Source organism: Arthrobacter sp. P4_F10 (genome assembly GCF_056401435.1).
Map to the genome: position 1 here is coordinate 1 of NZ_JBFUJJ010000010.1, position 13574 is coordinate 13574.

General features: G+C 64.4%; 12 protein-coding genes. 7 read left to right on the forward strand and 5 right to left on the reverse strand.

The annotated features are described in order from the left end of the window. Positions 1–771 precede the first annotated feature (771 nt). Complete coding sequence (locus AC1DR1_RS12495) at positions 772–2283, reverse strand: GMC family oxidoreductase (protein ID WP_476992669.1); 1512 nt, start codon at positions 2281–2283, stop codon at positions 772–774. Positions 2284–3099: 816 nt separating this feature from the next. On the opposite strand from AC1DR1_RS12495, the gene AC1DR1_RS12500 reads away from it, so the two are divergent. Next, entirely contained in the window at positions 3100–3771 is a 672-nt protein-coding gene (locus AC1DR1_RS12500; RefSeq protein WP_364744871.1) for an endonuclease/exonuclease/phosphatase family protein, read from the forward strand. Positions 3772–4464: 693 nt separating this feature from the next. Here AC1DR1_RS12500 and AC1DR1_RS12505 read toward each other — a convergent pair. Further along, positions 4465–5967 (reverse strand): phospholipase D family protein, encoded by a 1503-nt coding sequence (locus tag AC1DR1_RS12505; RefSeq protein WP_476992670.1) that lies wholly within the window; start codon positions 5965–5967, stop codon positions 4465–4467. 622 nt (positions 5968–6589) lie between these two features. On the opposite strand from AC1DR1_RS12505, the gene ggt reads away from it, so the two are divergent. The 4 genes from ggt (at position 6590) to AC1DR1_RS12525 (ending at position 9790) form a co-directional block, all read left to right on the forward strand. Continuing rightward, positions 6590–8419, forward strand: a complete 1830-nt coding sequence (ggt, locus tag AC1DR1_RS12510; RefSeq protein WP_229994881.1) for a gamma-glutamyltransferase — start codon at positions 6590–6592, stop codon at positions 8417–8419. A 119-nt stretch (positions 8420–8538) separates the two neighbouring features. Next, positions 8539–8784, forward strand: a complete 246-nt coding sequence (locus AC1DR1_RS12515; RefSeq protein WP_356815788.1) for a P-loop nucleotide/nucleoside kinase family protein — start codon at positions 8539–8541, stop codon at positions 8782–8784. 46 nt (positions 8785–8830) lie between these two features. Continuing rightward, the gene (locus AC1DR1_RS12520) at positions 8831–9184 is read left to right on the forward strand and encodes a DUF6616 family protein (protein WP_229994880.1); all 354 of its coding nucleotides are present in this window, start codon (positions 8831–8833) and stop codon (positions 9182–9184) included. A 213-nt stretch (positions 9185–9397) separates the two neighbouring features. Continuing rightward, positions 9398–9790, forward strand: a complete 393-nt coding sequence (locus AC1DR1_RS12525; protein WP_229994879.1) for a VOC family protein — start codon at positions 9398–9400, stop codon at positions 9788–9790. An 81-nt stretch (positions 9791–9871) separates the two neighbouring features. Here AC1DR1_RS12525 and AC1DR1_RS12530 read toward each other — a convergent pair whose 3' ends face one another. The 3 genes from AC1DR1_RS12530 to AC1DR1_RS12540 form a co-directional block, all read right to left on the reverse strand. Next, entirely contained in the window at positions 9872–10396 is a 525-nt protein-coding gene (locus AC1DR1_RS12530; RefSeq protein WP_229994878.1) for a DUF2087 domain-containing protein, read from the reverse strand. Positions 10397–10617: 221 nt separating this feature from the next. Beyond that, positions 10618–11112 carry a hypothetical protein gene (locus AC1DR1_RS12535; protein WP_229994877.1) on the reverse strand — a complete coding sequence of 165 codons (495 nt, stop codon included), beginning with the start codon at positions 11110–11112 and terminating at the stop codon, positions 10618–10620. A gap of 210 nt (positions 11113–11322) precedes the next feature. Further along, positions 11323–11769: a hypothetical protein gene (locus AC1DR1_RS12540; protein ID WP_229994876.1), complete on the reverse strand. Its 447-nt coding sequence runs from the start codon at positions 11767–11769 to the stop codon at positions 11323–11325. 423 nt (positions 11770–12192) lie between these two features. On the opposite strand from AC1DR1_RS12540, the gene AC1DR1_RS12545 reads away from it, so the two are divergent. Next, the gene (locus tag AC1DR1_RS12545; protein WP_229994875.1) at positions 12193–12801 is read left to right on the forward strand and encodes a hypothetical protein; all 609 of its coding nucleotides are present in this window, start codon (positions 12193–12195) and stop codon (positions 12799–12801) included. A 344-nt stretch (positions 12802–13145) separates the two neighbouring features. Beyond that, the gene (locus AC1DR1_RS12550; protein ID WP_229994874.1) at positions 13146–13436 is read left to right on the forward strand and encodes a hypothetical protein; all 291 of its coding nucleotides are present in this window, start codon (positions 13146–13148) and stop codon (positions 13434–13436) included. Positions 13437–13574 lie beyond the last annotated feature (138 nt).

Sequence of the window (13574 nt, forward strand, 5' to 3'; positions counted from 1 at the left end):
GCTATGCCTCCCGCCCCCGATTTCCCCCTCTTGTGCCCGGTGTGCCGGGACGCTCTCCGCTTCGGTGGCGGCGGTGCCCGCACCCTGGTGTGCGGCGCCGGCCACAGCTTTGATGCCCGGTGATACTTACATTGCCTAAGCCGGGGCCGGCGATGTCCACCGCGGACAATTTCGCCAACTAGGTCAGTCAGCCGACATTGGCAGTAGTCCACCAAAACCGCGGAATCACGGTGGTCCGCATCTGGCGCTTTTCGCCAAGTGCCCTTGGGTCTCACAGTCGGGACGAGTCCTTCGGCTGTCAGTTTGGGGCCCTGCACGTCGAAGCTAACGTGCAGGGCTCCTCTGATGTCGGGCGGCCACGGGGAGATGCCGCCTAACTTCGTGGCAGGGCTCAACATCATCCCACTGCACAGGGTCTGGCGACCGGATACGCGTCAAGTCTGTGGCAGGGAGGGATAAGAGCCCCGCCACACCGGACTCGAAATAGCCGAAAACAGGCGTGCCAAATAGCAGCTTGGGATGGCGACCGCGGTCGGGCGCCACCCGATCGCAACATAGGAAGAGGCCGCAGGACACACCAAAGAATCCGGCGATCCCATCAATTCCCCGTTGGGGAACGCCAATTTCGAGACGCGACGCGGATCAATCCCGGCATTGAGTATCCGTCCTCCGTCCAACAGAAATGGTCGAAGCCGTGGCGGCCTGCTTTCGGTCGCTTTCCCGACGGCGGGCCGAGACCATGCCGACCAACGTGGCACACCTCGTACCGCCTCAGAGTCCCGCCCCGACCCCGCGACGCCGGGTCGWGATGTGCTCGGCGACCATGATCGTGGGGATGTTGGTGTTAGCCGACGGCGGTTCAGGGAGGATCGAGGCGTCGACTACCGAGAGGCCCGGCACTCCGTACACCCGTCCCGAGGTGTCGACCACGGCGCCGGCCCGAGGGTCCGTTCCCATCGCACAGGTGCCCACGGGGTGGTGGTAAGTCGTGGCCGTGGCCTTGATCCAGGCGCGTACGGCGACGGCGTCTGCGACCAGTTCCGGCTGGGGCGCGAGCCGGGAACCGCGAGTGATCCGGGTCAGGTGAGGGTGGGCCACGGCAGCGTCCGCGAGCTGCAGGCCCTCCATCAATCGGTCGATGTCCACCGGATTGCGGAAGTACCCGAGGTCGATGGCCGGTGCGGTGTTCGGGTCGAGTGTGAGCAGCCGCACCTCACCGCGCGACGCCGGCTTCAGCAACGCTGCGGCGAGCAAGCAGCGGTACCCGTCCCCGAGCCGGTACGGTCCGCACACCATGAGCTGGAGATCCGGGGGATCCGCCGCGGATCTCCGGCTGCTCCGGGCTGTCGCCATCACCTGGAAGAGCGGAGGGTCTCCCAGCGGTTGGAGACACGGCAGGTCGATTGCCACCCAGGGGTGGTCGGCGAGATTCGTCCCCACACCGGGCAGGTCCATCGTGACGGGACTGCCCAATGCGGCTACGTCCGCGGCGGGGCCGATGCCAGACCGGATGAGCAGCGCGGGCGAGTGGTAGGCGCCAGCGCAGACAATCACCTCATCGGCCGCGACGATCTCGCCGTCGGAGGACCGGACACCTATTGCACGCCCGCGGCGTAACACGACCTCGGCGATCGGACAGGTCGCGCGGATCGTCAGGTTGGGCCGGGAGCGGATGGGATCCAGATAGGCCCGAGCGGTGCTGACCCGAAGGCCCCGCACACAGTTGACTGGTATCGCTGACAGGCCGACGGCCCCCGGGGCGTTGTGGTCTGGAATTCGCGGGATCCCCACGTCCGCGATGGCGTCCTCCATGGCGAGCGTGAGCTCGGACCGTTCGTCCCCCCGATAGCGGCGGATCGGTACCGGCCCGTCCGTCCCGTGATAGGGCGACGAACCGAAGTCCAGGTCATGCTCAAGGCGTAGGAAAGACGGCAGCACGTCGGCGAACGTCCATCCCGGCAATGCCCAGCCGTCGTAATCGGCCGGATGCCCGCGCAGGGCGAAGGTGGCGTTGACGGCCGACGAGCCCCCGGTCACCCGCCCTTGTGGAAGGTCCAACGGAGGTCCGTCGGCGACACCCGTCCCATGAAGCCCCCAGTCGTGCGAAGCCGTGCTGGTGCCATGGATGCCGTCCGCGAGGTCAGCCGGAAGCCTCGCCGACGGGTAGTCCGGCCCCGCTTCGAACAGCACCACCTCGCAGTCGGCGTCCTCGCTGAGCCGCGAAGCCAACACGCAGCCTGCACTGCCCGCACCCACCACGGCCACGTCATACCGGCTCGTCATTTCTTGCCCTCGCTTCCGACTCCAGTCTCGGACGGCGGTCGGGATATTACTAGTTCGAATTCGAACCGGCCCAGAGAGGTCTCCGGGCCGCGATCAACGCCGACGGCGCGGATGCCACCCGGATCCAGCCCCAATCCCGTAAGGAAGTCAGGTACTGATCAACAGACTTTCTGAAGTGGTTACGAAGATCTGTACACCATAGGCAGCGTGTCGCTAGCGTCGGAACTGCACCTGACCGATCCGGCAAAACTTAGGGAACCGGCGCCACAAACTTCCAATTAGACTGGCCGCGATGACCCGGTTCGCAGGCACGTGCGTCCGCGGGAGCCCGGCGATTCCTTGTGGGAAGTTCTTTCCAAATTGAACTACATCTCACAGCCCACGCTGACATTTCCACTACGATTCGAGATTCGTGTTCAGGTTGGACGAGCCGGTACTTTGCTTTGCTAGCTGCCTTTTGAATATGCTCAAATGAACCGTGGCCTACTCGCCCATAGGTGAACACTATGTGGGAGTTTAGGTCGGAAATTCATGGAGCTTCCTGGCAGATCTCGCGGAGACTTAACGTGGCCGAACGTAGCTTTATCGAGCAGGCAAAACGGATCGAGGCTGACCGGGCGGCCAGGGAAAAGCCCGAAGACCCGGGGCGCGATTTGGAACTCTCAAGCCCCGACCGTCATTAGGTGGATAGTGGATGGGCTCGCTGACTGAGTCCCGTCAGAGTGTGTGTGCTTAGCCGCAATTGTCCAAGCTGCCTTCAAATAAGTGGCGTCGATAAGATGCCATCAGCACTTTCGCCGAACACAAAGGAGCCCAGTGCGAATCGTCTCGTGGAACTGTTCTATGGCGTACTACAAGAAGCGCCACCTGATCGAGGCGCTGCAGCCCGACGTCGTCATTCTCCAAGAGGTCGCCAAGAAAGACATTTCCGCGGCTGAGCATCCCTTCGCGGCATGGACGGGCAGCAATCTGAACAAAGGTCTCGGAGTTATTGGATTCGCCAACGCTCGCTACAAAATTTCAGAACACGCGGATCCCAATTTGCCCTGGCATCTTCCCTTTTCGATCGACGGACTCAACGTCATTGCCCTTTGGGCGCATCAGTTGAATCGCGAGCTAAGGTATGTTCGCGTGACCCATGAGATAGTCGACCGCCACGCTGGATTCCTCGCTGGCGGCCGGGCGTTGCTTATGGGGGACTTCAACAGCAACACGGTCTGGGAGAGGGCGCATCCCAAGAGGAACCACAGCATGCTGGTCGAAAAGCTTGCTGGGCTTGGACTCAGCAGCGTGTACCACCGCGACGCGGTGAACGACCAAGGGGCGGAGCCGACGAAAACGTACTTTCACACCCGGAACCTCCGATTCGGGCATCACATTGACTTCGCATTCCTGAGCGACGGCATCCCGGCCGATCTCCGAGTAGGGTGTTCAGAAGACTGGTTGGCGCATAGCGACCACATGCCGCTGATCTTGGACATCGCCTAGTAACACGCGGTTTTATGGCGCCGAAGCCGGCTCAGCAACCTTCGTTCGCGTGGCACCGAATAGCCGGCGGCAAGTGGAGACTGTCCGCGAGCCCCGCTTGGACTGACCTTCCGGTCTTTCCTTCGGGTGTAGAAAAGGACCATCTTGCCTGTCCGTGGGGAGGCGGAACCAAGCCAATGCCACCGGGATAATAGTGTGCAGGGGAACGGTTCTCAGGACCAAGTAGCTTGTCTATTTACACCGTCTCTTCTGTGAGATGAAGTTCTAATTGGAAGAAACGGCACGGGTAGTTGGTGGTCTAGTCCCTTTGGATCTCAACAAAGCGGTCCTTGCACGGAACGTCGTGCAGGGACCGCTTTGTGAGCTTCCAGCCACTTGGCTGTCTTGAGCCTTGTCTCGCCGGACCGAATCGGCGTCCGCACCGAACTCCCTCTGCTCATGGTCCGGCAATAGAGACCGGAGCCGCCGCGTCGTTCATAGTGACGGGCCTTGCCACAGACATTGACTAACCGGTTTGTTGCCACGTTTCAGGTTGCACTGCTAGTCCTGTCATTCGCTGCTGCGATCTGGATAATGCTTAGGGTAAGGAGCAGGCACCTGCGGGTCAGACGGTGGGCTAATCACGAGTCGGGAAGCGCTGTGCCGTGTTTGGCAGTCGGAGGTCCGCGCAGCCCTTGCACCAGACTTGCTTGCCTAGAACCGGGTAGTGCCGCGCAGCCGGTGGGGGCGACCGTCCGGGTCCATGACAAGGCGGCTCAACGGATCTGCCCAGAGACGTTGGCGGGGTGACACTGGCTGGGGAGTGTGGCGGCGCACGTGTCCGGCGGGTCGGGGGGAGCGGCGGCCAGTTTCATGCCAGCGGTCGAGAGCATCTGCGGTGGAGTTCCAAAGCTCGAGCCCGGCCGCCGGGTCGTGGAGCTGGGGATTGTTCTGGTCTAGGCCCAGGTGTTCGGCCCAGAGTTGGAGCCGGAGCACGTGGGCCAACGGCCGGGAAGTGTCGTGGCTATTGTCCGTGGCGGGCGCGTCCCGGTTGTYGGCAGTCGTGTCGAATACGGCGCAGGTGAGCTCGCTGTCGGTAGTCCAGGATCGGCGGTTGAAGTTGTCTGAGCCGCAGGTAAACCAGGTGTCGTCGATGATGCAGATCTTGGCGTGGACGTAGATCGGAGTTCCAGAGCGGTTCTCCAGGTCAAACACGCCGACCCTGTCGGGCGCGACGCGGTGCAGCATTCTGAGGGCACGCAGTTGCCCGATCCGGCTCGTCGGTCCTGCGAGAGGCCCATCAGAGTCGGGGTAACGGGGCACAACGGCAATCACCCTCAAGTTGGGATTCCGTTCGAGGGCGTCAGCGATTCCGCCCGCGACCTCTGTTGACCACAGGTACTGGTCCTCGATGTAGATCAGCGACCGGGCGCGGGCGAAGGCCTTCGCATAGGCGCGGGCAATACTGCGTTCCCCAGTTGGAGCGAACGGGAACGGGGGACGTTTCACCCCGTAGGTGCGCAGCAGCTGCACGGCATGAGGGCCCGCCGGTGGCGGCGGCGGTGCAGTGGGCGGGAGCGGTTCGGGGTGCCGGGGCATACGGGCCAGACGTTGCAGCAGCATCCGATAGGGGGTGCGCCGGTCCAGGGGATGGGGGTCGTTCCACCGTTCAGCAAACACCGCCAGGACATCTGCCACCACGGGGCCACGCAGTTCGAGGGCGGCATCGTGYCAGGGGGGTCGTTTCCCGTACCGGGAATCCATGTCCACCGCTTGCGGATCTCCCGCGTGGTCGGCATCGTCTCGACGGGTGTGGGAAAGGTCGATCCCGCCAACGAACGCGACGTCCCGCGACGGGTCGTCGCGATGGCGGATGACGAAGATCTTTTGGTGGTGGGAGCCGAACAGGCGTACACGCTGATCCAGAAGCACCTCGCCGCCGGCGTCGTTGACCTGACGACTTAGGAGCTCATTGGATCGGCCGCTGATTGGGGCCGATACACGCTCTCCGTGGGATCTCCAGACAAGGCCCCGCACTTCCACTCCCGCGCGGGCCAACGCCGCGAGCACGTCGCCGATCGAAGGTCCGTCCGCCAGCAGCCGCTCGTCGGCGTCGCCACGCCAGTCGGTGAACCACACGCGGTCTCCCGCCTGCAGAGCCGTCAACTCCTCATGCAGTCGGGCGAAGTAGGTCGCTCCATGAATCAGGGGCCGCACTAGATTGCCCTCCGACCAGGACGGCGATCCGGCACCGCCCGCGTGGACGTCTGTGGCCAGATTCCCCCGCTCAGCGCTACTCAGAAACCACGTACCAGCATCACTGTCCACTCAGTCCTTCCTTCGGGGCCCGAGGCCAGGCTACTAGTGTCCGGTCTCCAAAGTAGCCTACGACTGTGCTGACTAGAATGTCAGCGGCCGGGTCGTTAGCGCCAGGTATTAGCGGATTAGCGGATCAATGCAGCGCGACGCCGGCACTGGCTGACGCCCGGAGATGTCTGTTACGGCCTGCCATCAACGGCCAACGACCAAGGCTGGCCGCGGCGCCGCGGCCGGCAGAGGACAGCGGCGGCACGTGGGGCCGGGCGAACAATGTCCAGGCCGTCAACGACCCCAGCCACGAGGAGCACAAGGCCTACCGGGAGTAGCTGGGAATGATCCCACACGACACGCTGGACCCGAAGGCTTCGACAATGACGAGGTCAACGAGGACCCGACCGACCTCTCCTGAGGGCTACCCAGATGGCATCCAGTGCCGTTGACGCAGGTGTTGAGTGTCACAGGCCGCCGTAGTACCGTGACAACCACTGTCAACACGCATCACACGGACTCGGGAGCGATCATGGCATATATGACACGTGGGCTGGTGGCCGTCACGGCGGCCCTGGCATTGAGCGTGACCGGCGGCGTCGTCGCCGGCCCAGCGTTCGCCGATCCGCGGGAGACGGGAAAGACCGCGACCGCTACCGGGTACGGTGGCGCGGTGAGCACCGTTGATCCCGAAGCGTCGGCTGCAGCGATCGAGGTACTCCGCAGGGGCGGCAACGCGGCGGATGCAGCCGTCGCCGCAGCCGCAACCCTCGGTGTGACCGAGCCGTACAGCGCCGGGATTGGCGGTGGGGGCTACTTCGTGTTCTACGACGCGAAGACCGGCGACGTGGGCACGATCGACGGCCGCGAGACTGCACCGTCAGCGATGCCCCACGACGCGTTCATCGACCCGGCGACCGGGCAGCCCTACCGCTTCACGCCCGAACTCGTCACGAGCGGCGTCTCCGTTGGCGTCCCCGGCACGCCGGCCACCTGGGAGCGTGCCCTCGACAGGTGGGGCACGTTGAGCCTTGGCGATGCCCTCAAGCCTGCCATCAACGTGGCGACCCGTGGGTTCGTGGTCGACAAGACGTTCCGCCAGCAGACCCTCGACAACAAGCCCCGGTTCGAGGCGTTCACCTCGACCAGCAACCTCTTCCTCCCGGGTGGCGACGCCCCCGCCGTCGGCAGTGTCTTCCAGAACCACGACCTCGCCGAGACCTACCGGCTCCTCGCCAAGAAGGGCACGGACGGCTTCTACGGCGGCCCGCTCGCGGCCGAGATGGCGGCCACGGTGCAGTCTCCGCCCAAGACTTCCAAGACACAGCTGCCGGTCCCGGCAGGCCAACTGACGACGGCGGATCTCGCCGCATACCGCGCCCTGGATCAGGCGCCCACGCACGTGGACTACCGCGACCTGGACGTCTACGGCATGGCGCCGTCCAGCAGTGGCGGCACCACGGTCGGCGAGGCGCTGAACATCCTGGAGCCGTCCAACCTGTCCGGGATGTCCACGCCCGGCGCCCTTCATCACTACCTCGAAGCCACCGCACTTTCCTTCGCGGACCGTGGCAAGTACGTGGGTGACCCCGCGTTTGTCGGTGTCCCCACCGCTGCGCTCACTGACCCGTTGTTCGGCAAGGAGCGCGCCTGCCAGATCGACCCGCTGCACGCGGCGGCCAAGCCGGTTGCGCCGGGGGACGTGTCCTCGTACGACGGCGCGTGCCCGGCTGCCGCTGTGGCGCCCGCTGACGAGAAGGACACCGAGAACATCTCGACGACCAATCTGACGGTCGCGGACAAGTGGGGCAACGTGGTGGAGTACACGCTCACGATCGAGCAGACCGGCGGGTCCGGCATGGTGGTGCCCGGCCGCGGCTTCCTGCTCAACAACGAACTGACCGACTTCTCGACCGTATACAACCAGACCGACCCGAACCGGATCGAGCCGGGGAAGCGTCCGCGCTCGTCCATGTCGCCGACCATCATCCTCAAGGAGGGCAAGCCGTTCCTCGCTCTCGGCTCGCCCGGCGGTTCTACCATCATCACAACCGTCCTGCAGACGATCCTGAACCGGGTTGACCTGGGCATGACCATCTCCGAGGCGATCGCTGCACCTCGTGCCTCGCAGCGCAACACGGCCAAGGTCACGGCCGAGCCCGAGTTCATCGCCGCGCACGGCAGCCAGCTGGCACCCTTTGGCCATCAGTTCACGCCGTCGGGGGATGCATTCACCTCGGCAGCGGAGATCGGCGCCGCGACCGCCATCGAATTCCTGCCGGACGGCGGCATGGTCGCAGCCGCCGAGCCCGTGAGGCGCGGGGGCGGATCCGCTATGGCACTCAAGCTGCCGCCGCGGTAGGGCCGCACAGTCCAGGACGGGCTGCTCGTTTTCGATCTGCAACCACCACCGGCTCCGGCGCTACGACCGGCGACTCCTGCCCGCGGCACGGACTTCGGACCCTGAACCGACAACGGACTATGGCTAAATCCCTGATATTGATAAATGGACTTCCTGGCTCCGGGAAGACCACGCTCTGCCGGCAACTCGGTCAGGCCTTGTCCTGGCCCGTCATCGCCAAGGACAAGCTAAAGGAAGCACTTGCAGACATCGCTTTTGGGAATGTCGGAACGGCGGGCGTGGGCAGATCGCGTCTGAAACGATGTGGCAGCTGGCGGCGTCGATCCCACCATTCGACTCTTGTAGGGCAGGGAGCGCACCCCTAGCGTGACCCTTGCACGTCAACTGCTTCACAGATTCGGAGGGGAAGCTATGTACGTCGTGGTAGAGACCTGGACAGCGAAGCCCGAGTTCCTCGCGGCGCCGCTCAAAACGAAAGAGGATCTCTTCGCCGAGATCAAAGCGGCGATGGTCGAGATGGCGCAGGTGGGAATCACCACGCTGGGCTGGGGTTCTGTCGACCGATCGGCCGGACAGAGCGCGGACTACGACTGGTTCGCGGTGTGGCAGGCCCCAAACGCGGAGCTCGCGAACGCCTTCCTGCAAGGTGTCGAGCGTTCCGGTTGGTACACCTGGTTCGAGCAGGTCAATGTGCTCGGCGAACTCCGCACCGTCGACGCCGTCGCAGCGGAGCACCTAGCCCTGAAGGGGGAGGACGTGCACTGACGACAGTCGGTGCGCCGAAATGCCATCCTGTCCTGATCCTCTGGTCGAACAACATCAACTCTCCAAACTGTGCGGTGGTTGATTACGCCGAAGAATCTTCTGGCAGGTCCGGGAAGTTCTTCCTGCTCTGCGCGTGCAGCGACTCGAACTTGAGCTGGTTGCTCGCAACGTTGAGCTGTTCCGAAGGGAAGGGCTGGGGAATACCATGCCTTTATGGACACCAGGCTGTTCGTCTACCTCAGTTACGCGGACGCGTCCGCCGCATTGGATTGGATGCAGCGGGTCGGGTTTGACGTTGTTCGCCGTCAGGACGGAGATGGCGGCCAGGTCCTCCACGCTGAGGTTCGCATGGGTGAGGCAGTGCTGATGGTGGCGAGCAACGATGCCGACTACCAGCGGCCTGCCCTGATCGGCCGATCCACGGGTCAGGGACTGTACCTTCTCGTCGAGGATGTCGACGAATTCCATCGGAAGGCACTGGCCGCCGGCGCTACGGCAGTGATTGACCCCGAGAACACCGAATGGGGCACGCGGCGGACCAGAGTTCTTGATCCCCAAGGGCAGGAATGGAGCGCGGGCACGTATGAACCTGGAGTCATGTGGTGATTGCGCAGTTTCCATGAGGCCTTTCCCGCAAAGTTGGCGCCCGAACGGGTTGCGACGCTGCAAGAACGCCCAGTTCCAAGCCTATGGTTCCTCGTGCCTCGAGTAGGAAGAGCCGGAGGGGGTCCGTTCCAACAGTCCGAAGTCGATCATGTAGCGGCGCAGCATAACGACATCATCGCTGTAACTGAGGAGCCGTTCATTGACCTGCTTTTCAGTTAGCTTTTCGCCCGGCCCGATGGCTTCGCTGACAATCCATGCCAGGAGCTCCCGCCGCTCCGCCATGTTGGCTGGATACCTCTCGATCCTGCCCAGCCGCATGAAGCGAGCCAATCCGGTCTGCGCCTGCCGCCGGGGTTGCTGCGTGAGCAGTTCACGGAAGATCGACTCAGACGCCTCCAATTCGTTGGCAGCATTCCGTTCGACGAGCCCACACTCAAGCAGGGCGGCGATGGCCCGGTTCCGCCGTCGGTCATTCAGATCACCAGCCACGTCGGGAACCGGGGCGCCAAGCACGATTTGCGCGTAGGCGGTCCGCGCGTCGTTATTGGCGAGGGCTGCCAGCACCCGCCGCCAGTGCGGTCCGCTCAGCCTCGTTTCTCCGGTCACAGCGTTTTCCTCACTCTGCGTCTGCCCCCGCCTGTGCTGGTCACGGTGTGCTTGGTCAACAGGCAAGATCGTAGTCCTGCACGAGCGTGACGGACAGGGTCTGCGGGCGGCAGGCTGTGCGGCGATGCGGCGAAAGGGCGGGACGCGGCAACACCCCCTTCCCGAAGGCCACCTGATGGCGGCCGGTGCATCCGAAGGGGGCGTTGCCAGTGGTGTTCGGATCAGGAGTCGGCGGACTCCTCCGCCGGCTCCACAGAGGTTTCTGCGGTGGCTTCTGCGGCCTTTTCGGCAGCTTCCGCGGCGGCCTCGGCGGCGGCCTCCGCAGCTTCGGCGGCGGCTTCCTCTGCAGCCTTCGCCTGAGCGGCTGCCTTTGCGGCGGCCGCTTTCGCTGCCGCGGCTTCGCGCTTCTGGGCCTGGGTGGTCTTCTTGGTGATCTTCTTGGCTTCCTGGGCGGCGCGCTTCTGCGCGGTATCCGCGACGGCGGCAGCGTTCTTCGCGACGGCGGCAGCCTTCAGGGCGGTGACCTTGGCCTTCACTGCCGCAAGCTTCGCGGCGGCCGCCTGCTTCTTCAACTCCGCCTTGGCCTTCGCCTCGGTGGCCTTCGCGGACACCGAGTGGGCGGCCGTGGTCGGGGCCGCGGTGGCGACACCGGCACCAGCTCCAGTGAGAACGGCTGCGGTCAGGACGACAGCGCCCAGCTTCTTCGCAATCGACATGCGTAGTGCTCCAATGATGTGTGGCCCGGCAGTGCGGGCGGGGATCCGGCTCGCCGGTTGCCGTCAGCCTAGAGTGGAAGCAGAGCGCTGTTCAATCAGATGCACCGATGCTTGGCAGAACCTTGGCGAACGTTGAGGCTCCAGCCATCCGGGACCCATTTTGTGCCGGACGTTATTGGGACGGTCACGCGCCTGTTTGTTGCGAGCGGATCATGCGGCCACCCGCTGTTCTGCCGGGGCCGGGAAGCGGACATCCGGGGTGGTGTGCTCGGCGTAGACGCCGGCGCCCAGGGCCGGGCCCGCGTAGGCGTTGACTAGCTCGGGGGCGCCAGTAACGTCCACGAACAGATCACGGACCCAGGCGGGTGCGGCCAGGATGCTGAAGTTCGGGTTGGCCACATCGTTGCGGTAATGGCGGGACAGGCGTTTCTTCTTGCCGTTACCGAGCAGGTCCACGCGCAGGACAGTGAAGGGGGCGTCTTCGGTGGTGGCGCTGATTCTGATGATCGCCAGGTCGGCGGTGAACGGGCGGTCCTTGGCCGTGTCGCGTACCTTGTGGGTCGGCGCCAGGTTGACGGTCCATTCACGGAACCGGCCGGTGGTGGCTGTCGTGGTCAGGGTGGCGGGGTTAGATGGCGTCGTCAGCAGGGTGGTCATCGAACTCGTCCTCCTCATCGTCATCGGGCAGGGTGGTGCCGGCGGTCAGCTACAAGAATGCCTTGGCCGGGGGATCGCAAAGGTCGGAGGCGTGCACCTGGACATCGGGTCAAGGGCACATATAGGAGGCTGCTGAAGGATGAGGCCATGCTCTCTAAGATAGTCAGCACCCCTTCGGCGGTGATGACGGGGGCATTGCTCATGGGTTAATTCTTTCAGTTCGTCGGTTATGCCATGCGGCCCACGTGCACGGCGGGCGCGTCGTACTCACCGGGCAGACCATGGCCGGCGCTTCTGGAAGGCGACGGCGGGGTAGCCGGACCCTCCTGCATTGCCGTCGCGTCGGCCCCGGTGCGTCAACTGTTCTGGGAGTGCAGTAGCTGTAATCTGGCTTCGAACCGCTCACAACTTCATGGGGGAACATTGACTGAGAACATCCCGGCCGTCCCGCCGGTGCCGCCGTATCCCCAGACACCGCCCTACCCGCCGCAGGGGCAACATGCCCCCTTCGCGGGCAACGCGCCGTCCTACGGTGCCCCCCAGGCCTACGCTCCGCCGTACGGCCAGCAACCTTACCTACAACCATCCCAGCAGCCGTATCCGGCCTACCAGCAGGCGCCGCAGCCGCGGTATTCACCGGACGGCCAGTGGACCTACGCGGGGGCTTCGAATGCTCCGAAGTCCTCCTGGTACCGGGTTGGGGCTGGCATCACGTCGATCGTGCTGGGGTCCTGGCTGTTTCTCCAATTCCTTGTCGGGGCCTCCCTGGGACTCGGCATCCTAGCCTTCCTGTCGCTTGTCGCCGCCGGCGGGACAGTCGTGTCGGGCATTGTCCTGCTGGCCAAGCAGCGGAGCCGGGGGAGAGGGGTGGCCGTCACGGTGCTGAGTTTCGCTGGGCTTGCACTCTTCGTGGGCTTCTTGCACCTTGCGGGCCGAGCCGGCCCCGGCATGTTCTTCTTCAATTTCCTGCTGTCAGTCCCGGTACTGGTCGTCATGGGCATCGGGTTGTCCCGGGAAACGCGCAGCGCCTGACCGTTCGCACAGAATGGCCCCGTACCGGTGATCGGCACGGGGCCATCTGTGTCGGCACCAGCGTCCCACAGCTCCTGTTGGAGACATTCTGCCCGGGCAAACAACCTGCAGCCAGGGGCATCCGATCGGCTAAAGACCGGCTTCTTCAGAGCAATGCCGGTTCTGGGAATCGTCAGCGGTATTCCACCCGGTGCGTCAGGCTGCTGACGCTGGCGGGAGGGATTCGCGAGGCCAGACGGCGCGATCCGCACACACCTGCCTTCCCGGCGGCTTCCCGAAGACGATGTATGGCAGACTTTCCCCGACCACCCACCGGAGATTCCATCCACGACCGCGGAGAACCCATGCTGGATTTGATCCTTGACATCCTCAGCGCAGCTCTGGAGGCGGTCTGGGCCAACTGGGGGCTCACGGCCAAACAACGCGTCAAGCGTGGGCTCAGACTCTCGCGCCGCCGGAATCTGTCCGCCAAGAGCAGGCAGTTCGCTCAGACATGGCTGGATCATGGGCTGCAGAATCTTGCCGACCTTGGGCTGCAGGCGCGGGAGCCGGAGCTCAGAACGGCGCTGTCCAGGGTGAAGGAACCCGCCCCGTCGGACCCTGCTCCAGAGCTGAACGACGCCGGCCGTCCCTAGTCAGCCGGATCATCCTGCTCGTGTTCACGCTGCTGGAATCCAGGCCCGAAGGGCAGCGGTTCGACTAGCCGCCCTGGTCATGGCGCGGAACGGGAAGGCCACCGGGTCATAGCCGCCGGTGGCCTTCCTCCGTCCGCA